This is a genomic window from Microbispora sitophila (assembly GCF_014892245.1).
In the GTDB taxonomy this organism is placed as follows: Bacteria; Actinomycetota; Actinomycetes; order Streptosporangiales; family Streptosporangiaceae; genus Microbispora; species Microbispora siamensis.
This window is the reverse complement of record NZ_JADBGC010000003.1, coordinates 121,778-143,472: the sequence shown is the minus strand read 5'-3', so window position 1 is coordinate 143,472 and position 21,695 is coordinate 121,778. Positions and strand designations below refer to the sequence as shown.

19 protein-coding genes are annotated in these 21,695 nt (G+C 73.8%); 6 read left to right on the top strand and 13 right to left on the bottom strand.

What is annotated here, in order from left to right:
- Window positions 1–25: 25 nt before the first annotated feature.
- The 10 genes from IL992_RS06590 to IL992_RS06545 all read right to left on the bottom strand — a co-directional run bounded on the left by IL992_RS06590 (window position 26) and on the right by IL992_RS06545 (window position 9,756).
- Window positions 26–3,208 carry a hypothetical protein gene (locus IL992_RS06590; protein ID WP_319018383.1) on the bottom strand — a complete coding sequence of 1,061 codons (3,183 nt, stop codon included), beginning with the start codon at window positions 3,206–3,208 and terminating at the stop codon, window positions 26–28.
- A complete protein-coding gene (locus IL992_RS06585; RefSeq protein WP_193202419.1) occupies window positions 3,205–3,606 on the bottom strand; it encodes a pilus assembly protein TadG-related protein in 402 nt (133 codons plus the stop codon). Before IL992_RS06585 ends, IL992_RS06590 begins: the two co-directional genes overlap by 4 nt.
- 149 nt (window positions 3,607–3,755) lie before the next feature.
- Window positions 3,756–4,121 carry a TadE/TadG family type IV pilus assembly protein gene (locus tag IL992_RS06580; protein WP_193202418.1) on the bottom strand — a complete coding sequence of 122 codons (366 nt, stop codon included), beginning with the start codon at window positions 4,119–4,121 and terminating at the stop codon, window positions 3,756–3,758.
- A gap of 38 nt (window positions 4,122–4,159) precedes the next feature.
- The gene (locus IL992_RS06575) at window positions 4,160–4,756 is read right to left on the bottom strand and encodes a TadE family protein (RefSeq protein WP_319018382.1); all 597 of its coding nucleotides are present in this window, start codon (window positions 4,754–4,756) and stop codon (window positions 4,160–4,162) included.
- Between the two features lie 11 nt (window positions 4,757–4,767).
- Complete coding sequence (locus tag IL992_RS06570; RefSeq protein ID WP_193202416.1) at window positions 4,768–5,007, bottom strand: hypothetical protein; 240 nt, start codon at window positions 5,005–5,007, stop codon at window positions 4,768–4,770.
- Entirely contained in the window at window positions 5,007–6,029 is a 1,023-nt protein-coding gene (locus tag IL992_RS06565; protein ID WP_193202415.1) for a type II secretion system protein, read from the bottom strand. Before IL992_RS06565 ends, IL992_RS06570 begins: the two co-directional genes overlap by 1 nt.
- Window positions 6,026–6,967 (bottom strand): type II secretion system F family protein, encoded by a 942-nt coding sequence (locus IL992_RS06560; RefSeq protein WP_193202414.1) that lies wholly within the window; start codon window positions 6,965–6,967, stop codon window positions 6,026–6,028. The genes IL992_RS06565 and IL992_RS06560 overlap by 4 nt, the downstream gene beginning before the upstream one ends.
- The gene (locus tag IL992_RS06555; RefSeq protein WP_193202413.1) at window positions 6,964–8,283 is read right to left on the bottom strand and encodes a CpaF family protein; all 1,320 of its coding nucleotides are present in this window, start codon (window positions 8,281–8,283) and stop codon (window positions 6,964–6,966) included. The genes IL992_RS06560 and IL992_RS06555 overlap by 4 nt, the downstream gene beginning before the upstream one ends.
- Complete coding sequence (locus tag IL992_RS06550; protein ID WP_193202412.1) at window positions 8,280–9,071, bottom strand: hypothetical protein; 792 nt, start codon at window positions 9,069–9,071, stop codon at window positions 8,280–8,282. Before IL992_RS06550 ends, IL992_RS06555 begins: the two co-directional genes overlap by 4 nt.
- A 1-nt stretch (window position 9,072) precedes the next feature.
- Entirely contained in the window at window positions 9,073–9,756 is a 684-nt protein-coding gene (locus tag IL992_RS06545; protein ID WP_193202411.1) for a hypothetical protein, read from the bottom strand.
- A gap of 420 nt (window positions 9,757–10,176) precedes the next feature.
- Between IL992_RS06545 and IL992_RS48890 the strand changes: the two genes are divergently transcribed.
- From IL992_RS48890 to IL992_RS06530, 4 genes are all read left to right on the top strand, one after another.
- Entirely contained in the window at window positions 10,177–10,392 is a 216-nt protein-coding gene (locus IL992_RS48890) for a helix-turn-helix domain-containing protein (protein WP_404804737.1), read from the top strand.
- On the top strand, window positions 10,353–11,057 hold the full coding sequence (locus IL992_RS06540; RefSeq protein ID WP_404804736.1) for an RNA-guided endonuclease TnpB family protein: 705 nt from the start codon (window positions 10,353–10,355) through the stop codon (window positions 11,055–11,057). Before IL992_RS48890 ends, IL992_RS06540 begins: the two co-directional genes overlap by 40 nt.
- Before the next feature lie 160 nt (window positions 11,058–11,217).
- On the top strand, window positions 11,218–15,984 hold the full coding sequence (locus IL992_RS06535) for an FtsK/SpoIIIE domain-containing protein (protein WP_193202410.1): 4,767 nt from the start codon (window positions 11,218–11,220) through the stop codon (window positions 15,982–15,984).
- Window positions 15,985–16,031: 47 nt separating this feature from the next.
- Window positions 16,032–16,652, top strand: coding sequence for a GNAT family N-acetyltransferase (locus tag IL992_RS06530; protein ID WP_193202409.1), 621 nt, complete (start codon window positions 16,032–16,034; stop codon window positions 16,650–16,652).
- Between the two features lie 97 nt (window positions 16,653–16,749).
- Here the strand turns inward: IL992_RS06530 and IL992_RS06525 are convergent, their stop codons facing one another.
- The gene (locus IL992_RS06525) at window positions 16,750–17,022 is read right to left on the bottom strand and encodes a WXG100 family type VII secretion target (RefSeq protein WP_079320176.1); all 273 of its coding nucleotides are present in this window, start codon (window positions 17,020–17,022) and stop codon (window positions 16,750–16,752) included.
- Window positions 17,023–17,150: 128 nt separating this feature from the next.
- Window positions 17,151–18,626 (bottom strand): MFS transporter, encoded by a 1,476-nt coding sequence (locus tag IL992_RS06520; protein WP_193202408.1) that lies wholly within the window; start codon window positions 18,624–18,626, stop codon window positions 17,151–17,153.
- Window positions 18,627–18,741: 115 nt separating this feature from the next.
- On the opposite strand from IL992_RS06520, the gene IL992_RS06515 reads away from it, so the two are divergent.
- The gene (locus IL992_RS06515; RefSeq protein WP_193202407.1) at window positions 18,742–19,650 is read left to right on the top strand and encodes a LysR family transcriptional regulator; all 909 of its coding nucleotides are present in this window, start codon (window positions 18,742–18,744) and stop codon (window positions 19,648–19,650) included.
- 86 nt (window positions 19,651–19,736) lie between these two features.
- Complete coding sequence (gene eccB / locus IL992_RS06510; protein ID WP_193202406.1) at window positions 19,737–21,149, top strand: type VII secretion protein EccB; 1,413 nt, start codon at window positions 19,737–19,739, stop codon at window positions 21,147–21,149.
- A 1-nt stretch (window position 21,150) separates the two neighbouring features.
- On the opposite strand, the gene IL992_RS06505 is transcribed toward eccB, so the two are convergent.
- Complete coding sequence (locus tag IL992_RS06505; protein WP_226872459.1) at window positions 21,151–21,693, bottom strand: hypothetical protein; 543 nt, start codon at window positions 21,691–21,693, stop codon at window positions 21,151–21,153.
- Window positions 21,694–21,695 lie beyond the last annotated feature (2 nt).

Genomic DNA, 21,695 nt, shown 5'->3' with positions numbered 1-21,695 from the left:
GACGTCCCTGGCATTGGGGCTCCGATCAGGCGAGGCGTGGGGTTCTGAGGTCCGTCGGGTTTCTGAGGTCCGGAGAGACGGTCCGGCGCCAGTCGGGCAGCAACTCGTCGATGAGCGCCTCCGTCTCCGCCGCCATCCCGCCGCCGTACGGGTGGGAGGTGGCGCGGCGCAGCAGGCCGTCGACGACCGCCCGCAGCCGGACGGGCTCCCCGGTGGCGTGCGCCGCCCTGAGCAGGTCGCGCCACAGCCCCTCGTCGTCGGCGGCGAGCAGCAGCCCGGCCCGGGCCGCCGCCACCGCGCCGTGCGGGTCGTGGCGGGCCAGCCGTATCTCGCACAGGGCGTGGGCGGCGTCCGCCACCCAGGCCGTCACGTCGTACTCCAGGGGGTCGGCCGCCAGCCAGGCGTACCGGTCGGGCGGTCTGCCGTTCAGCAACGGGCCGCGCACCAGTTTCAGCGCGCGCTCCAGCAGGCTCGCCTCCATGTCGCCGGACCTGAGGCCATCGGGGTCGGCGGCGTCGGCCCACTCGCCGGCCTGCCGTACGAGGTCCTGGAACAGCCGCCAGTCCGTACGGATCTCCGGCCCGAGCCGCAGGCGCCCGGACCGGTCGAGGAACAGGTGCGGGCGTCCCTCGGAGTCGCGCCCGAGCCACTCGGCGACCCGGGCGATCGTGGCGTCGCGCACCGCGAGCTGCACGCCGCGCGGCCACAGCACGCCGGTCAGCACGGCCGGGTGGACTCCGTCCGGATGCGTGGCCAGGTAGACGACGAGTTCGTGGGCGAGGGCCGCCCGGCCCTCTTCGAGCGGGTTCACCGGGCTGATCTCGATCGGGCCGAGGATGCGCACCTCGATGGCGGGCGGCTCCTCGCTCAGCCGCTCCACCACCGGGGTGAGCGGCTCGCCCTCATGCTGCCGGGCCGTGCGGAACAGGCTGATAACGGCGTCGTAGTGCCGGCGCGGCAGCAGGTGGGCCTCGATGTCCAGGCCCAGAGCGTCCACGCGGGCCCGGCCGTCGTCGGTGACGTCCCACGTCCAGGTGGCGTGCGGCACCTCCCCCGCGACCACGAAGCCGCTCGCCGTACGCCTGCCCTTGCCGAGCAGCGCCAGGCGGCGCGCCTCGTCCTCGTCCGGGCGGATGGCCGACAGGAGGTAGTGCGGGGTGTACGCGGGGTCGGCCACGCGGCTGTGGATCCGGCCGGTCAGCACGTCGCCGTCGTAGCGGGCCCGCTCCTCGAACTCCGGCAGCACCTCGGCCAGGCTGCCCGCCGTCCTGATCCGCTCGGGCGCGAGCAGGGTCAGCTCCTCGCCGAAGCCGACGAGCGTGATCCGCATCTCGTCGGACCATCGGTTGGTCGCCAGTTCGACCGCGAGCGCCGACAGCGCGGCGACGGTGTGCGCCCCGGTGATCGCGATCACCCCGTGTGCGGCCTCCAGGTCGACGAGGACCCGGCCGCCCTGCCCGGTGCCGAGCGAGACCAGCCCGGGATAGGGCGCGGGCACCCCGGTCAGCACGTGCTCGTCGATGCGACGTCCCTCGTGGGCCGGCAGGCGCCAGACCTGCCCGTCGTCGCAGGCCTCCCAGGGCTCGGGCGCGTCCTGTTCGGCCGGGTGGATCCACAGGTCGAGGCCCCGGTTGGACAGGTGGACGGCGTAGATCGTCGGCGGGCGCCGGTCGGCGTCGGCCAGCAGGCGCCCGAGCAGGCGCAGGCCGATGTCGAGCATCCGGCTGCCGGGGGCGTCGGCGCCGAGACGGATGGCGACCTCGGCCTCGGCGGCGTCTCCGCGCGGCCGGGCGATGCGCCGGCCGAAGGCCCGGCGCCACAGTTGTTCCCGCCGCCTGCGGCCGAGCAGGGCCAGCAGCCCGGCCGCCGCCAGCGTCGAGGCCGCCAGGTAGTCGGCGAGGACCGGGCCGCCCTGCCGCTCGTCGTCGGCGGTCTGGTGGCCCGCTTCCGCGGGCGCGATCGCGGGCTTGACGGTGGTCGTGATGATCGGACGCGGGGTGGGCGTCGCACGGGCGGTGGCGGGCGTGTCCTTCACTTCGCCGAGGCGGCCCTTCGGCTCCGACGGAGTGTCCTGCGGCATCGCGGGCGGCGGCAGCACGATCCCCGGATTGCCCGGATTGCCCGGCTCGGGCGTCACGTTGCCCCGCTCGTGGCCCGCGTCGCCGCCGGTCGCCCCTCCCCCGGCGTAGTGGGTGTCGCCGTCGAGTTCGGCGGGCGCGTGGCGGTGCTCCTTCAGGATCTCCGGCCGGTCCTCGTCCACCGGCACGATGTGGACGTTCCTGGCGTCGTCCGGCATGTCGAGCACCCAGCCGGGACGGATGAGGTCGGCCATGTGCAGCCGGCTGCCGTCGGGCTGCTCCTTGTGCTGGTTGAGCCGGTAGATCTCCGGATAGCGGCGCCCGTCCCCCAGGCACTTCTCCGCGATCTCCCACAGGCTCTCGTGGTGACGCCCGTGGGGAGGCTGGACCACGTAGACCTTCTTGACCTCCCTGGCGTGCAGGGCCGGTCGCTCCACATCGGCCTGCGGCACCGGCGCCGACAGCGCCGCGACCTGCGGCCTGATCGAAACCGGGGAGCCCGCGCGGGCGATGGGCACCGCCACGGCGGTCGCGGTGAACAGCAGCAGCACCGCGGAGACCAGGCGGTTCGCGAGCGCCTGAGTGCCGCCCGACAGCGGCACCCGGGCCGGCATGCCGACCCGCCGCAGCGCCGCGTAGACCTCGACGACCACGCACAGGAACAGTTGCAGCCAGGCCAGCCACACCAGGAGGATCAGGATCGCGATGATCGTCTCGGGGCCGACCTGGCTGGTGAACAGGTCCGCGTTCAGCAGGTCGCCGCTGATGGGCGGACCGGCCAGCCGGAGCAACGCGTACGGCACGCCGCCCACCAGGCCCACCAGCGCGACCAGGGCCGCGAGGCCGGCGAGGACGTCCCCGGCCGTACGCCGGGTCCGCAGCCGTACCGGCCGGTCGTCGTGCCAGTGCTCGGGCGCCCGCTGCGGCCCCAGCACGGACGGCATGCCCTCGGGACGCGGTCGCGGGCCCCGCCCGGGCGTGCCGCCTCCCACGGCCTCGCGATCGGCGCGCGGATCCCGGCCGGGGGCGCCGCCTGACGGAACCCCGCGCGCGACCCCCCGCCCGGGCCCCCGCTGGGCCTCGCGGTGGAACTCCTCCCGCCGTCCGCCCGGCGGCCGTGTCCCGGTCACGCCTCCCCCGGATCAGGAGCGGCCGTGGCCTCGGCCTCCATGTCGGAGCCGGCGAAGCCCAGCGCGGACAGGAAGAAGGCGTCCCAGTGGACCGACACCGCCACCGTGACGTCCGCCTGGCCGCCGCCCACGGTGCACTCGGTCATGCGTACGCCGTCGGCCCCCTGGTCCGCCGTGATCTTCTCGGCCTCGCCGCACACCGCGCCCTCGTCGGCGAGCAGCCGCACCTGGCCGGTGGCCCGCAGGGTCTCGACGTCGATCTGGTCGGCGGCGGCGCGGGCGGCCTGCTCGGCGATGTCGGCGGCCTTGAGGCGGGCGTTCATGGCGGCCCCGCCGTCCACCAGCAGCCCGGCCAGCAGGAACACCACCCCCGAGAAGAGGACCACGAACACCGACATGGAGCCCCGCTCCCCCGGCCGTCCGCCTCCGCCGGGGGACCGCGCCCTCATGAGGGCGCACGGCACCGTTGACGTGCCTCGGGCGAGACGTGGAGCGGTCCGGCGGTCGCGGACACATGAACCACACCCGCGCCACGGACGCGGCGGGGTCACTTCAACCTCCGATACCGTTCGAGCGGCACCACCGAGGTGCCCGACATCTGCTTGGCGGCGCCGAACCCGAGGAAGTCGAGGTTCAGCTCGCAGGTCACGGTCATCCGGACGAAGCCGTCCATCTTCCACTCGCTGCCGGACATGTCCACCTGCGGCGAGCAGCTGCCGGAGAGCGAGGCCTCGGCGGCCTCCTTCGCGGCCGACTCGGCCTCCGCCTCGGTGCGCTGCACGGAGGCGGCCCTGGCGGCGTCCCGCGCGGCCCCGTTGACCTCTCCCTGGGCCTCCACGATCCGGCCCGCACCGACGAGGAACAGCAGGAAGAGCAGGAACAGCGGGGCCAGCATGACCGTCTCGGCCGTCATCGACCCGCGCTCCCTGCCCGCGCTCCGGCCCCGGCCGGTCATTCGCAGCCGTCCGAGCCGTCGTCGGGGCGGAAGCACTCGATGGGCCCGCCGAAGCGTGACGTGATCGTGAAGGTCATCTCGGGCAGCAGCGGCACCACCTGGACGGCGCTGCCGGTGACCTCCACGCCGCGCTGGTCGCCCTGCTCCCACGCCTGCGCCTGGGCGTTCTTCAGCAACTGCGGTCCGATCGCCTGCACGATCTGCCGCGCCTTGCCCTCGGCCGCCTCCTGCCAGCCGTCGGAGCCGCCCGCACGGGCGATCCGCGCGCCCTCCCGCGCGGCGGCGTCGGCGACCTGGCGGCCGTGGAACCAGAGCGTGACCTGGACGATCAGCAGCACGACGGCGAGCACGATCGGCATGAGCATGGCGAGCTCGATCACCGTGGCGCCCCGCTCGCCCCGCCGCCCCCACCAACGCCGCTCGCCCCGCAAACGCCGCTCGACCCGCACAGGCCGCTCGGCCCTCTTGCCCCGCGCGCTGCGCTCGGTCCTTTTGCCCCGCGCGCTGCGCTCGGTCCTTTTGCCCCGCGCGCTGCGCTCGACCCGCCCGCCCCGCACGCGGGGCGCGGCGGTCGCGGCGCTCGGGGCGGCCACGCCCTGCACGGTCATTCCCCGGCGTTCCCGCCGGCACCGCCGCCGGAGCCGCCGCCGCTGAAGCTGTTCTGGATGTCGGACTGCTTCTGTTCGACCAGCTGCTTGATCAGCGTGGCCAGACCGAGCGCGACTCCGGCGATGATGGCGGTGATGATCACCCATTCGACCGCGGAGGCTCCCCTGGTCGGGGCGTTCCTGGCGCGGTCCAGCCGTACGCGGAGCACGGCGATCAAATAGTGGAACCAGAGCATCAGGCCCCCAACATCTTCATGGCTGCGGGAAAACTGAGGAAGATCACGAAGCCCGCGCACAGCAGGAGCTGGGCGACGAGCATCGACTGGGACCGCTCGCCCGCCTTGCCCTCGACCTCCGCGAGTTCGCGGCGGCGGAGCGTGGCGGCGCGGGCCGTGAGGGAGGCGCGGACCTTGGCGCCGTCGTCGGCCACGAGCCCGAGCGCGGCCGACAGGTCCCGCAACTCGTCCACGTTGATCTCGTCGCCGAGCTGGCCGAGGGCCTGCCAGGGGGTGATGCCGACGATCCGGGCGTTGGCCAGCGCCTCGCGGATGCGCTCCATCGCCCAGTTGGAGCCGGGGGCGGGACCCGCGCCGTTCGCGGTCCCGGTGGTGACAGCGGAGGCGGCGCCGTTCACTGCGCCGTGCACAGTGCCGTTCAGTGCCCCAGGCGTGGTGACGGGACTGCCCACGGCGACCGCCATCATCAGCGCCTCGGGCACGCCCCTGCCGCCCGCGAGGTTCATCGACACGAGGTCGAGGAAGGCGCCCACGGCGTGCCGGAAGTCCCGGCGCCGTACGGCGGCGTCCCGCCGGATCTGCGCGTCGGGCAGCAGGAAGAAGATCACACAGACGACGAGGGCCGACCAGAGCGGCACCTGCACCGAGACGCCCCACCCCATCAGCGCGAGCCAGCCGACGAGGAGCGGGAACGCCAGCAGGCCCGAGACCCCGAGCAGCAGCTTGGTCGCGAGGAACCCCTCGAACGACTTGCCGAGCAGCGCGAGGTCGGCCTTGATCGAGCGCGCCTCCCACCCCCGTGCCGCGTAGAACCGGGCCAGCCGCAGGCCGAGCATGCGGCGGAACTCGCTGACGTCCTCCTCGGGCGCGATCAGCGGCGCCCGCGGCACGCCCGTGCCGTCGCGGGCCTGGTCGAGCGCGGCGAGCCGGGCGGTCAGGCCGGGTCTGGGCGGGAACAGCGCCCGCACCAGCAGGAAGAGCCCGAGGCCGAGCACGGCTCCGCAGAGCACCGTCGCGATCAACGGATCACCTCCGCCGCCGGCGGCTGCGCCTGCGCCTGCGCGACCACGCCGGGCCGCGCGCGGTGGTAGGGGGCGAGGATCCTGGCCGGCTTGTCGAAGCGGGCGAGCCGCCGCATCCAGGCGAACCCCGCGCCGAACAGGCCCGCCACCACGACGAGCACGGCCTGGCCGAGCACGGAGTTGTACTCCTCCACGTACGAGCGGTTGAAGACGACCAGCGCGGCGGCGAAGGCGAGGGCGGTGCCGACCACGATCTGCACGCTCTTGCGGGTGGACCTGCGCTCGGCCTCCACGCGCCGGCGCATGTCCAGCTCCTCGCGGGCCGAGACCGCCAGGGCCGACAGCACGTCGCGAAGGCCCGGCCCGCGCAGCCGCGAGTTGAGGATCAGCGCCGCCACGACGAGGTCGGCCGAGGTGTCGTCCAGCTCGTCGGCGAACATCCGCAGCGCGTCGGCGAGCGGCATCCGCGTGTGCAGCCGGTCGACCAGGGCCCGCAGGTGCGGTTGCAGCATGGGGGCCGCGGCCCTGATCGAGGAGGGGATGGCCTGTTCGAGGCCGGCGGCGCCGGCGATCGTGTCGCGCAGCGACTCCGTCCACGCCGCCAGGCCTTCCAGGCGCCGCATGGCGGCCCGCTCCTCCGCCGCGCCGCCGGTGAAGCCCCGCCAGGCCAGGACCAGCAGTACGGCTCCCGCCGCGATGACCGGCCAGCCGGTCACCACCAGCACCACGACACCCGTCACCGCCGCGATCGCCGACCTCGTGGACAGGGTGCGCAGCAGGCGCATCCGCTCGGCCCGGCCGTCCGGCGTGGCCGGGCGGGGGCGCAGGCCGTACAGGGCCAGGGCGAACAGGAAGAGCCCGCCGCCCGCCGCGGCCCCGGCCAGCAGCACCAGGGGGTCGAGGACGCCGGGAGGCAGCGCCGGCAGCAGGCCGCTCATCGCCACGCTCCCCGCGCCGGGTCGTATCCGTGGGCGGCCAGTTCGTCGGCGCAGGAGATCGGGGCGTGCGGCACCAGGTAGTCGCCCGCCATGGCGAACACCTCAGAGGACAGCACCCGCCCGTCGCAGCCCGTGACCTCCCGCACGCTGGACACGTAGCGCCGCAGGGTGCCTCCCCGGTGGTAGTCGTTGCGCTTCTCGATGAACACGACGAAGTCGATGGCCCCGGCGATGAGCATGTGGGTGGCCTCGATCGGCAGCCGCTCCTCGGCCTGCAGCGCGTACGTCGCGATGCGGTTGAACACCTCCATGCTGGAGTTGGCGTGGATCGTCGACAGCGACCCGTCGTTGCCCTGGGTCATCGCGTTGAGCATCGTGACGATCTCGTCGCCCAGCACCTCCCCGACGATCACCCGCGAGGGGTTCATGCGCAGCGACCGCCGCACCAGCTCGGCCATCGTGATCTCGCCCTGCCCCTCGGCGTTGGGCAGGCGGTGCTCGAAGGCCACCGCGTTCGGGTGCAGCTCGGGGAACTGGTCCAGCCCGAGCTCCAGCGCCCGCTCCACCGTGATCAACCGCTCGTGCGGCGGGATCTCGTTGGCCAGCGCCCGCAGCAGCGTGGTCTTCCCCGCGTTCGTCGACCCCGCGATCATGATGTTCTTCCGCGCGGCCACGGCGGCGGTGAGGAAGCGGCCCAGCTCGGGGGTGAGCGTGCCGTTCCCGACGAGGTCGCTGAGGAACACCTTGCCGAGGCGGGCGCGGCGGATCGACAGCGCCGGCCGCACGGTGACGTCCATGACGGCCGACAGCCGGGAGCCGTCCGGCAGGCGCAGGTCGAGCTGCGGGTTGGCGGTGTCGAACGGCCGCGACGACAGGCCCGAGTACGCCGCGAGGATCTGGATCAGCTCGATGAGCTCCTCGTCGGTCTCCGCGACGGGGTCGTGCATGAGCTCCTGGCCGTCGGCGTAGCCGACGAAGACCCGGTCGCAGCCGTTGATGTCGATGTTCTCGACCTCGGGGTCGTCGAGCAGCGGCTGGAGGCGGCCGACGCCGAACAGCGCGGCGTGGATGCCCGCCGCCAGCGCCTCCTCCTCCTCGGCCGTGGGCGGGGTGCGGCCCACGCCGATCTCGCTCCGCGCGTGCTCCTCCAGCACCTGTGCGATCAGCGCCCGGGCGAACTGCCGCTCGTCCTCCCCCGACATCGGCGGCACGCCGCTCGCCTGGTCGAGCCGCCGCTGGTGCGCCAGCCGGTCGCCGACCTCCTGCCGGAACCGCTTCACCAGACCGTGGTCGACCGGCCGCCGCTGGGAGTTCACGACCGCACCTCCGGCTCCCTCTTCGCCGTCCTGCCGGCGGGCGGCGCCGCCGTCTCGCCGCCCGCGGCCAGCTGTGCGGCCAGGCGCGTGGCCAGTTCCCTGGCCGTACGAATCAGGAGACTGCGGTCGAGCCGCCCGCCCCACTGGCCGCGCAGCAGTTCCGCGCCCTTCGGGTCGTAGGCGAGACCGCCGACGAAGGCGACGTCCCAGCCGGAGACGATGCGCCGGATCTCCTCAAGCGACGACCGGTACGACCGGGGGTCGGCGATCACCACGATCCCGACCTTTCGTCCGATCAGCGACAGCCGTTCGCGCAGGTGGGCGACGTGGTCGAGGCTGGCCCGGGTGAACAGCACCACCTGGTCGGCCTCGGCCACCAGGTCGCCGATCTGGGGATGCAGCCCGAGCCGGCCGCAGTCGGCGAGCACGTCGGCCTGCGGCAGGGCGGCGAACGCCCGGCCGAGCGGGCCCCACAGCCAGGTGAGGCCGGCCGCCTGCTCGCCGTTGGTCAGTCCGGCCAGCACGTCGAGGCCGCCGACGAGCCTCTGCGTGTGCTCGTAGATCAGCTCGGCGTGCAGCCCGCGCCGCGCGACCGCGCCGAGGCTGAGCAGGCCGCGCCCGGGGTTGAGCACGCTCCCGTCGTCGCCCGGCAGCCGGTAGGCGAGGTCGCCGCCGGAGGGGTCGCACTCGGCCAGCAGCACCGGGCGGGGCCACACGGCGCCGAGGGCGGTCGCCGCGGTGGTCACGCCGGGCGCCCCCTTGTCGGCGGCGAGCACGATCAGCGCCACGTCACTTGACCCCCGGAAGCGTGACGAGGGCGATCTCCCCGCTGGACGCGTATTGGGCGATGGTGGGCGCGATCGAGGTGTCGACGACGACCGTGACCAGCCCGCCGCCGGACCGTCCGGAGGACGCGCTCTCCACGCGGGCGGCGGTCGCCAGCACCTTCTGCTGGGCGGTGCCGGACCCCCGGCCGGCCGACGGCACGTAGATCACCTGGACGACGTCGCTCCACTTGAGGTCGGTGGGCATCTGGCCGGCCTTGAGCGACAGGCCGACCTTGGCCTTGCCCGGCCCGACCTGGTCGGTCGTCGTGGCGGTCATGCGCTGGGTGAGCAGCGTGCCCGGCAGCAGCGTCACCGCGGCGTACGTCGTGGCCACCTGGTCCTTGAACCGCCAGGGGACGTAGTCGACGCCGGTGTCGGCGATCTGCACCTCCCGCATCGCGGACTGCGGGATGAGCTGCCCGGCCCCCACCTGCTGGGTGATCTGCACGGCCGAGACGCGGTCGCCGCTGCGCATGACCAGCAGCGTGGTGGCCAGCGCGCCGCCCAGGATGAGGAGGACGGCGAGCGCGGCGAGCGCGGGCTTGCGCTCCCTCGGCGGGACGGGCAGCTTCCGCGCGGCCGGCCCGGACAGGCCCGGCCGTGCGGGTGCCCGGCCGTCCTGCGACGTCTTCTCGCTGATCCTCATGGGTGGGGGACTCCCAGGGATGAGGGCGCCCTTCTGTTTTCGGGCCGCTCGAATGTGTTTACGGTCTTGCCGTTTGTTGCGAATTCACTCCATTATGGCCAGCTTGCGCCGCCATAAGTGGCCTGATGCGGCGACCCATGCTTATCCGTTAGGAATACGCCTGTCAACGGGAGTGGATCTATCGCCATATCGACACAAGGCTTTACTGACACGAAATTTCGTGATAGTACGTTTGCACTTCTTTCCCGGTTGTCACACCATTCACACTGTTCGTGCCGCTGCACACGCCGGGCATACGCGGGAGGCATGTCACGACGGCGTCGCACGAAGGGCGCGATGACAGGCACCCTTACCGGATCCTCGGGAGGAAGCGCGGTCCTTTAGGGCCGGGAGGAATCCGGACCCCGCGGGAGTGGCCCGGTGCTGAACCGCACGTTCGGCTGCGTACGCCTGGTCTGGAACACGATCCCGGCGTGGCGGCAGGCCCGCTACCGGGACAAGGGTGTTACAACCTCGTATGCGCAGACCGACAGATATCCGACTGAGCTGAAACGCGACGGCGCCACGAGTTCCTGTATGAGGTCTCCAGCGTCCCGTTGCAGCAGGCGCTACGGCACCAGCACACGGCGTTCGTGAACTTCTTCGCCGGACGCGCCAGGTATCCGCGGTTCAAGTCCCGGCACGGCCGCCAGGACCCGGGCCATCTGGAGCGCAAGGCCAAAAACCTGGCCCGCTATCAGCGCCGGATGGCCCGCAAGCAGCGCGGCAGCAGCAACCGGGCCAAGGCCAGGGCGAAGGTCGCCCGCGCCCACACCAAGGTGCGGGACGCCCGCGCCGACTTCCTGCACCGCACCTCCACGCGGCTGGTCCGCGACCACGAACTGATCGTGATCGAAGACCTCAACGTGCGCGGCATGGTCCGCGACCGCCGCCAGGCGTGGGCGATCCCCGATGCCGGGTGGGGGGAGTTCCGCCGTCAACTGGAGTACAAGACCCAGCGGTACGGGCGGCGTCTGGTCGTGATCGACCGCTGGTATCCGTCGTCCAAGACGTGCTCGGCGTGCGGGCACCTGCTCGCGACGCTGTCCCTGTCCACCCGGCACTGGACGTGCCCGGGATGCGGCACCCGGCACGACCGGGACGTCAACGCCGCCAAGAACATCCTGGTCGCTGGTCGAGCGGTGTCCGCCTGTGGAGCTGACGTGAGTCGTCCGCAAGGGTCCGCCCTTCGGCGGTCGGCGGTGAAGCAGGAAGCCCAGCCCGTGAGGGCGGGAATCCCGGTCCTTCAGGGCCGGAAGTAAGTCAACTATTCCGGGAAACGCCCGGATGAGCGCGGGAGTCGCGGCTAGCGTGTCCCCCGCGGGCCGCGGGGCCCGCACACCCGGAGATCTTCACGGGGACGCCCCGGGATGAAACGCTTTCCGCGAGGCCGCCGCACAACCGCCTTCTGGGAGTTCGCGCATGCGGATAACGCTCACCGTGGTCAGCGAGGACGGCCGCCGCGACGTCCTGGTCGAGGGCGACGAGAGCACCACGGTCGCCGCCCTCGCCACAGCGCTCGACGGCGCCGCCCGCCCGGCCAACGTCGTACGGCTCCCGCACGCCCGCGCGCCGTACGACCTGGACCGGGGGGACCGGCAGGCCCGGCCGTCCGGTGAGGTGAAGCTGTGGGTCGACGGCCGGCCCGTCGACCCGGACGCGCCCGTTTTCGGCCTGCTCAGGGATGGTGACCTGGTGGCCGTGGACGGCCATGCCGCCGCGGCGACGGTGACCGAGGAGCCCGGCGGGCCGGCCGAACTGCGTGTGGTCGGCGGCCCCGGCGCGGGGGCCGTCCACCGGATCGGGCTCGGCGCGCACACGATCGGCGGCGACCCCGCGTGCGCGATCTCCGTACCCGACCCGAGGATGCCGCCGGTCGCGCTGGTGGTGCGGCTGTCCCCCGGCACGGCCACCGTGGAGCCCGCCACACCCGCGGCCTCCGGAGGCGATCCGGTGGCCCGGCTGGAGGGCGAGCCGCTCACCGAGGCGGTGGCGTGGCCGGCCGGGGGCATGCTCGCCTGCGGCGGCTCCGTGTTCACCTTGGGGCCGGTCCTGCCGCCGGACGCCCACCTCGACGCGCTGCCGGACGGCGGACTCGCCTACAACCGGCCACCGCGCCTCCAGCGGCCCGAGCGGCAACGGCGCTTCACCGTGCCCGCCGAGCCCAAGCGGGGCGAGGGGATGCGGCTGCAACTGCTGGCCGCGCTGCTGCCCGCCGTGCTCGGTGTGGTCATGGCCGCCGTCACCCACACGTGGTACTACCTGCTGATCGCGTTCATGACACCGCTGATCATGATCGGCCAGTGGGTGAGCGACCGCAGGCACGGCAGGAAGAAGCACCGCCGGGCGGTCAAGGCGTACCGCGAGCGGATGGCCGCCTTCGAGGAGGAGGTGGCCCGCGCGGTGCGGCAGGACGAGGAGGCCAGGCGCGGCGGCGCGCCCGACCCGGCCGAGGTGCTGCTCACCGCGACCGGGCCGCGCCGCCGGCTGTGGGAGCGGCGCGTGCACGACCGCGACGCGCTGCGGCTGCGCCTGGGGCTGGCCGACCTGCCCGCCGACCTGGAGTTCGAGCCCGAGAGCGGCACGCCCCAGGACACGCCTCGCCGGGAGCCGCCCACCTGCCACGACGTCCCGGTCGCGCTGGTCATGCGGCGTCTCGGCGTGGCAGGTCTGACCGGCCCCAGAGACGTGGCGCTCGGCTGCGCCCGCTGGCTCGTCGGCCAGGCCGCCGCCCTGCACAGCCCGCGCGACCTGGCCATCGTGGTGCTGTCCGCCAACGCCGACGGCGCCGGGCAGTGGGGCTGGGTCCGCTGGCTGCCGCACTGCGCGCCCGACGCCGCCGCCCGCGGCGGCGCTCTGTCGTCCGACTGCGCCGCGCTCGTCGGCGCCGACCCCGAGGCCGCCGCCCGCCGGGTCGCCGAACTCGCCGCCCTGGTGACAGAACGGCTCGACGCCGAGAACGGCTCGGGGCCTTACCCGGGGGTGCCGCGCGGCACCCGCCTGTCCGGCGGCCCGGCCGGCTGGGACGACCTGGGGCGCGCGAGCGGCAACCGGCCCGCCGAGCCGGCCTTCGCGACCTACGACGAGCGGCCGTTCGACGTGCTCGTCGTGCTCGACGGCGCGCAGGTGCTGCGCGGCCTGCCCGGCATGCCGCAGGTGCTGCGGCAGGGCCCGCGCGCCGGGGTCTACACGATCGCCATCGACGACGACGAACGCCTGCTGCCCGAGGAGTGCGCGACGGTCGTGTCCTGCGACCGCGAGGGCGGGGTGCGCCTCCACGGCGGCGGGCTCGACCCGATCACCGGCATCCGCGCCGACCGGGTCTCGCCGTCCTGGGCCGAACGCCTGGCCCGCGCGCTGGCCCCGCTGCGCGACGTGAGCCGCGACGACCCCTCGGCCGCCCTGCCCGACGCGGTCCGCCTGCTCGACCTGCTGGAGGTGTCCCTCGACCCCGCCGCGCTCGCCGAGCGGCAGGGCCGTACGACCCGGGCCCTGATCGGCGTCGGGCCGGAAGGCCCGTTCGAGGTGGACCTGAGCAGGGACGGGCCGCACGCCCTGGTCGCGGGCACGACCGGCGCGGGCAAGTCGGAGCTGCTCCAGACGCTGATCTGCTCGCTCGCGGTGGCCAACCGGCCCGACGAGATGACGTTCGTGCTGATCGACTACAAGGGCGGCGCGGCCTTCAAGGAGTGCGTACGGCTCCCGCACACGGTCGGCATGGTGAGCGACCTCGACGGCCACCTGACCCAGCGGGCCCTGTCGTCGCTGGCCGCCGAGATCCGGCGCAGGGAGCGCCTGCTGCTGGACGCGGGGGCCAAGGACATCGAGGACTACCAGCGGGCGCGCGGCGCCACCTGGGTGCTCGGCGCGGGCGGCGTCCGGCGGGCGCGCGGCGGCGGCATCTTCGCCGCCCCGGTGCCGGAGAGCGCCGGGAGCAAGAAGGACCTGCCGCCGCTGCCCCGGCTCGTGCTGATCATCGACGAGTTCGCCGCCCTGGTCGCGGAGCTGCCCGACTTCGTCGAGGGGCTGGTCGACATCGCGCGCAGGGGCCGCTCGCTCGGCATCCACCTGATCCTCGCCACCCAGCGGCCCGGCGGCGTGGTGACCGCCGACATCCAGGCCAACACCTCGCTCAGGATCGCGCTGCGGGTCACCGACGCCAACGAGTCGGCCGACGTCATCGACGTGCCGGACGCCGCCCACATCTCGCGGACGACGCCCGGCCGCTGCTACGTGCGGGCGGGCTCCGGAGCGCCCGTGGCGGTGCAGACCGCCAGGATCGGCGGCCGCACACCACATCCGCGCAGTGCGGGGGCGGTCGACGCGGGGGAGGACGTGCGCGTCCTCGACCTGCCCTGGCAGGCGCTCGGCCACCCGCTGCCCGCCCCGCCCGCCCAGACGGCGAGCGGCACCGACCTGGCCCTGCTCGTGGACGCGCTGCGGGAGGCCGGAAGCGACATGCCCCGGCAGCCGAGCCCGTGGCTGCCGCCGCTGCCCGACCAGGTCGTCCTCGACGCCGGGGCCGCGGACTCCCCCGGCGGCCTGCTCGCGGGCGCCGCGCCGTACCGGCCGGGGGCCGAGGAGGTGCCGCCGCTGCCGTTCGGCGTGATGGACCTGCCGTGGGAGCAGGGCCGGCGCCCGCTCACGCTCGACCCGCGGCACGGCGGCCATCTGCTGATCGCGGGCGGCGCGCGCAGCGGCCGGTCCAGCGCGCTGCGGACGATCGCGGGCTCGATCGCGGCCGGCGCCTCCCCCGAGGACGTGCACGTCCACGCCGTCGACTGCGGGTCGGGCGCGCTGCTGCCGCTGGTCGCGCTGCCGCACTGCGGGGCGGTCGTCACCCGCGACCAGCTCGACCGGGTGGAGCGCCTGCTGACCCGCCTGCGCGCGGAGGTCGGGCGCCGCCAGCACCTGCTGGCCGAGGCCGGGTACGCCTCGCTCGCCGAGGCCCGCGCCGCCGCCCGGTCGCGGGCCGCCCGTGACCGCACGGGCGTGGGCGCGCTGCCCTGGCTGGTGCTGCTCGTGGACCGCTGGGAGGGGTACGTCGCCGCGTTCGAGAACTACGACTACGGACGGCTGGTCGACGCCATGCTGCAACTGCTGCGGGAGGGACCGGCCGTGGGGCTGCGGGCCGTGGTCACCTCCGACCGGTCGGGCCTGCTCGGGCAGATCTCCACCGTCTTCGAGGACCGGCTCGTGCTGCGGCTCGCCGACCCCGCCGACTACGGGCTCGCCGGGCTGCCGATGCGCGACCTGCCGAGCGTCATGCCTCCGGGCAGGGCCCTGGCCGTCGGCGAGCACGGCCTGGTGGAGAGCCAGATCGCGCTGCTGTGCGACGACCCCTCCGGCCCCGCGCAGGTGGCCGTCCTGCAGGAGCTCGCGCGTACGGCGGCGGCGCGATTCGGCGGCTCCGACCTGCCCGGGAAGTGGGCCTGGCCGTCGGAGCCGCCGCTGCGGGTGGACGCGCTGCCGATGCGGATCACGGCGAGCCAGACGCTCGACCTGGCGCCGTCGCACCAGCCGCCGTCGGCCCTGTGGGCGCTGCTCGGGGCGGGCGGCGACGCCCTCACCCCGATGGGCGTGGACCTGCAGGGCCAGGGGCCGGCCGCCGTCATCGCCGGGCCGCCGCGCTCGGGCCGGTCGTCCGCGCTGGTCACGGCGGTGCGTTCGCTGCTCGACCGGGGCACGCCCGTGCTCGTCGTGACCCCGCGCCGCAGCCCGTTGCGCGACCTCGCCGGGGCGCCGGGGGTGCTCGCCGTGCTGGACGGCAACGCCAGAAGCGTGACCGGGGGCGGCGCGGACGACTTCGGCGGCCTGCCGGGCGCGCTCGACCCGCTCGCGCTGGTCGCCGGGCACGAGCGCTACGTGGTGGCCGTGGACGACGCCGAGCTCATCTCGCCCGACTCCGCGCTCGGCCTGGCCTTGGACGAGATCCTGCGCACCGGGCGAGACGGCGAGCACGGCCTGCTCGTCGCCGGGGCGACGGGCGACCTGGCGACGGCCTACCGGGGGTTCGCGGCCGAGGCGCGCAAGGGCAGGACCGGCCTGCTGCTCAACGTGCAGAGCCCCGCCGATGGGGACCTGTTCGCCGTACGGCTGCCGCGCGGCGCCGTCGGCGGGCCTCCCGGGCGGGGCCTGCTGGTCGTCTCGGGCACCGCGACCCCGATCCAGGCCGCGGTGCCGGATTGAGCCGGAGGGCTTGTTGGGAGCGCTCCCACCCTGTCAGCCTGCTCGGCATGACCGTGCGCATCAGGCCCTACCAGGACACGGACAGGGACGCCCTCTACGACATCTGCGTCCGCACCGCCGACGCGGGTGAGGACTCTCGCCACATCTATCCCGATCTCGATTTGATGCCCAGCATCTTCGCCGCGCCGTACGTCCGGCTGGAGCCGGACCTGGCCTTCGTCGCCGACGACGGCGAACGGGCGGTCGGCTACATCGTCGGCACCGCCGACACCCCCGCCTTCGTCAAGGCGTACCGCGACGAGTGGCTGCCCACGCTGGCCGGCCGCTACCCGGCGCCGCGGCGCCCTCCGGCCTCGCCCACCGAGGAGATGGTCGCCCTGATGCACGATCCCGAGCGGATGGTGCTTCCCGAGCTTGCCGACTATCCCGCCCACCTGCACATCGACCTGCTCCCCGGCCACCAGCGCGCCGGGCACGGCCGCGCCCTGATGACGGCCTTCCTCCGCGCCCTCGCGGCGAAGGGCGTGCCCGCCGTGCACCTGAGCATGCTCACCGTCAACACCCGCGCCCGCGCCTTCTACGACCGGCTCGGCTTCCACGAGATCCCGGTGCCCGACCCCGGCCCCGTCACCTATCTCGGCCGCTCGACCGAGCCGCCGGTCACCTGAGGCCGCCGGTCGCATGAGGCCGCCGGTCGCATGAGAAGGCCGCCGGACCGCCATTCGCTCATGGCGGTCCGGCGGCCCGGCGGTCTGCGGGTGCCGGTCAGCGGGTGGCGGACTCGATGTTGCCGCGGTAGGTCGTGATGACCCGGGATGCCTCGTTGAGCTCTTCTGCCATGCGCTGGAACGCCGCCCGGTAGCTCTGCCAGGCGTCGTGGAAGCGCTGCGCGCCGGGGCCGGTCCAGGCGGTGCCGACCTTGGCCGCCTCACGGTCGAGGTTGGCCATCGTGGCGCGAACCTGGTCCGCCTGCTGGCTGAACTGCGCGGCCATGCTCTGCATCTCCGCGGGGTCGCCGCCGAGCAAGCTGTTACCCATTCAGTCACTCCTTCATCGACAAAGGGGCCGCCCTCACCGTAAATCGTTTGTCAATCTTGTGAACCCCTTATGCCGAGCGGCTATATCGAAGGCCGGGAGAAGTACGGCTTTTCCGCTGCTTTATTCCCCTATTTCCTAACGCCCGAAAGTTTGGCGGAGGGAACCAGCGAGACGGCGATGACGGCGAACACGGCCACGACGACCGCGACGACGCGGAAGCCGTCGGACGACGCGTGGGTGAAGGCGGCGACGAGACGTGCGTCCGTCCCCTGCTCGGCCAGCGACCGCAGGGACACGCCGGGTGCGTAGGCCGTCATGCGCGCGGCCAGGACCGTACCGAAGACCGCCACCCCCAGCGCGCTGCCGACCTCGCGGGCCGCGCCATTCAGTCCGGATCCTGCCCCCGCGCTCGCAGCCGGGAGGCCGTTGAGTATCGCCATGGACAGCGCGGGCATGGACAGACCCATTCCGGCCGCCATGACCACGAGCACGACCGCGTAGACCGGGTACGGCATGGCCGCGTCCGCGTACGAGAGCAGCCACAGGCCGACGACGAGCAGAGCGGTTCCGGCCGCGACGACGGGACGGGCGCCGTGACGGCGCACGACGGCGGGGCTGAACCGCGAGACCACCAGCATGCCGACGGCCAGCGGGCCCACCGCCACGCCCGTGACCAGCGGCGAGAAACCCTTGGCGTACTGGAGGTACTGGGCGTTGACGAAGAACAGGGCGAACAGCCCGAAGAACGTCACAGTGACGCCGAGAACGCCCGCCGTGACCTCCCTTGTGGCGAACACGCGCGGGTCGATCACCGGGTGGGCCGCCCGCAGCGCGTGGCGGACGAAGCAGGCGAACCCGATGACCGCCAGGGCGAACGCGCCCAGCACCACGGCATCGCGCCAGCCGCGCTCCGGCCCCTCGATGATGCCGGTCAGCAGCGCGGCGAAGGCGAGGACGAGCATCGCCGAACCCGCCGGATCCAGGCGCCCGGCAGCGTTCGCGGCCGCGGCGCGGGGAGCGAGGCGCGCGGCGAGGGCCAGCAGGGCGAGCGCGGCCGGCGCCATGACCCAGAACAATCCCTGCCAGGGCAGATACTGCAGCACCAAGCCGCCGGCGAGATTGCCCACGATGCCCGCCGCTCCCGTGGCCGCCGTCCACACCGCGATCGTGTGCGCGCGCCGTTCCGGCGGGGCGACCTGCAGACTCAGCGACAGGGTGGCCGGCATGATGAGCGCGGCACCCACACCGGTGACGACCCGGCCCGCGACGAGAAGCGGAACGGTGGGGGCGAGCGCGGCGACGACGCAACCGCCGGCGTAGACGGTGAGACCCGCGAGCAGCACCCGCCTGCGGCCGTAGCGGTCCCCGGCCGCGCCCGCGGGGATGAGCAGGCACGCGAAGACGAGCACGTAGGAATCGACGATCCACAGCAACTGGCTCGGCGACGGGTGCAGCGGGCCGGCCGCGAGTTTGGGCACTGCCAGGTTGACGGCGGCGACCAGCGACACCGCCGTGATCACGCAGCTGGACATGACGGCGAGCACGGCCCCGGGACGGGCCGTACCGGCCCCCGGCGGTGGCGCGCCGATGGAGACGACGGTCATCGAAGACCCTTCGGTCGGTCTGGAAGTGTGATCGCGGCGGCCACCGGCGGGACCAACGTAAGCTGATCCCACTCTTGCCTTCAAATGCATCTTCGATACGGGACAAGTGCACGCCATGCATTCTCGCCTCGACCTGAACCTGCTGGTCGCGCTCGACGTCCTGCTGGACGAGGAGAGCGTGAGCGGCGCCGCGTACCGCCTGCACCTGTCCGGCCCGGCGATGAGCCGGACGCTGGCCCGCATCCGCCGGGCGCTCGGCGATCCGGTCCTGGTGCGGTCGGGCCGCGCGATGGCGCCGACCCCCTACGCGCTGTCGATCAAGCCGGAGGTGCGCGAGATCGTGGAGCGAGCCGGGGCGCTCTTCCGCACCCGTCCCGACTTCGACCCCGACCGGCTGGAGCGCTCCTTCTCCCTGCTGACCGACGACACGCTGGTCGCCGTGCTGGGGCCGCGTCTCCTCGACCGGGTGCGGCGGGTCGCGCCCGGCGTGTCGCTGCGGTTCCTGCCGGAGGGCCGCGAGGACCATCGCGCGCTACGCGAAGGCCTGGCCGACATCGCGATCGCGGTGGTCGGCGAGAGCGCCTCGGACACGCGGATCGAACCGCTGCTCACCGACGACAACGTGGGCGTCGTACGGCGCGGGCATCCACTGCTCGACGGCGCGCTCACCCCGGAACGGTACGCGGCGGCCGATCACGTCACGGCCTCCCGGCGAGGCCTCGCGCACGGCCCCATCGACGAGGCACTCACGTCGCTGGGGCTGACCAGGCGTGTGGTGGTGTCGGTGCCCACCTTCTCGGCGGCGCTGCTCATGGCCGCCCACACCGACCTCGTGGCGCGCTGCGGGAGGTCGCTGCACACCCCTCTGGCCCGGCGGCTCGACCTCGCCGTGTTCGACATCCCGCTGGACCTGCCCCGGCTGCCGGTGGCCCAGACCTGGCACGCGCGACACGACGCCGATCCGGCCCACCGATGGCTACGGCGGGAGATCGGGCACGTCGCGCGGGCCCTGACGGCGAACTGAGGTCACAGCGGAGATCAGCAGGGAGATCACAAGGGCGCCGGGGATGAATATGCTGGCTCCCATGCCGTCTGACACGGAGAGGTGACGTGCAGACCCGGAAGGACCTCTACCAGGCATACCGGCTGATGCAGCAGCGCCTGGGCCAGGCCCTGCTGCAGGGAGAGCCGGACGTCGCGGAGTCGCCGATGCGGCGGCACACCCTGGCCACGTTCTGCGGGGTCCTGCTGTCGGTGCTCCTGCTCGCCGTCTTCGGGATCTGGGGTGTGATCAAGCCGGGCGGCGCCACCAAGCTCACCGAGCCCGGCCAGCTCCTCGTCGAGCAGGACACCGGCGCGACCTATGTCTGGAGCCAGCAGGAACGCGTGCTGCTTCCCACGGCGAACTACGTCTCCGCCCGGCTGCTGCTCGACACCGCCGACGTGACGGTGCGCGACGTCTCCGCAGCCTCGCTGGCCGAGTTGCCGCGCGGGCCGCTCGTCGGCATCCCCGGCGCGCCCGACTCCTTGCCGGCCAAGGACAAGCTGGTGCAGGGGCCGTGGTCGGTGTGCGTGGTGGACGGCCCCGACGCCACCGGGGCACCGCGGCCGTACGTCACGCTGGTGGGCGGCGTGGACGTCGGCGGCAGGCCCCTCGGCGGCGGCGCCATGGTGGTGGACGACGGCCGGCAGAAGTGGGTGATCTGGGGCAACCGGCGGATGCGGGCGAACTCCAGTGCGGTGAGCGCCCTGAACGCCCAGCCCAGGAAGGTGCCCGCGACCTGGCTCAACGCCATCCCCGAAGGCACCGACTTCAGCGGCCCGAAGGTGCCGCACCTGGGCAGGAAGGTCCGGGGGCCCGACGGCAAGGTCACGGCCGCGGTCGGGCAGGTCTTCACCGTGCCCGGCATCGGTGGCGCCCCCGCCCGCTGGTACGTCCTGCTGTCCGACGGCCTCGCGCCGATCACCCTCACCCAGGCCACGCTCCTGCTGGCCGACCCGGCCATCAAGGCGGCGTACGGCAAGCGCGCCCCGCGGGCCGTCCCGATCGACGCGGCCACGGCCAACGCCTCACTCTCCGAGCAGAGCGTGATGGGCGGCGGGATGCCCGAGACGATGCCCGCGATGACCTCCCCCGCCTCCACCACGCCGCTGTGCGCGGTCTACGCCGGCACCCGCGCCGGCTCGGCCCGGGCGACGCTGACCGTCGGCGCCTCGATCGCGATCCCCACTCCCAGGACTCCGGGCGGCCAGGAGACCTTCGACCAGGTGCTGCTCCCGCCGGGAACGGCGGCGATCGCCGGCCTGCTGCCGGGCGAGGGACAGCTGGGGTCGATCACGAACTACTTCCTGCTGACGGACCAGGGCCGCAGGTTCGCGATCGCCTCGGCCGACCTGCTGCCGAAGCTCGGCTACGACGCCTCCGGCGCCACGCCGGTGCCCGCGCACCTGCTGCATCTCATCCCGGAAGGCCCGGCGCTCGACCCGGCCGCCGCCCGCGTTCCCGTGCCGCTCGGCAAGTAGGTCAACCGTTGAGGTGGCGGAAGTCGTCCAGATTCTGCTGGTAGAACGCGATGTCCTCGGCCAGCCGGCCGCGCAGGAAGCAAGCGGGCTCCGCCTCGCGGGCGGCCAGCCCCGCCTCGGTCCAGAACGCCTCCGCGGGCACCTCGTCCTCGCCGGGCGGAATGAACTTGAGCGCCTCCACCAGCGCGTCCCTGGCCGCCTCCCAGTCGCTCACCACCCGCCGGAAGAGCCTCTCGTCCCCCGGCTCCTCGGTGTATTCCAGGTCGTCGGTGAGCGCGCGGCGCGCGTATCCGGCGCCGGCGAGCCGCCACTGGCCGGGGTCGATCAGCTCGGACAGACCGACGCCGAACCGCTCCCCCTCGTCCCTGGCCTCCGCCTCGCTCGCGTACGGCACGAGCACCTCGACCCCGCCGGACCGGACCGTCCACGCCTCGGGCCCCTCGACCGGCGGCTCCTCCTGACCGGCCTCGTCCACGGTGAGCGCGAGATACAGCCGGGCCTCCGCGAGCGTCCGCGCGTACGGGATCGGCACTGCCTGCTCCATTC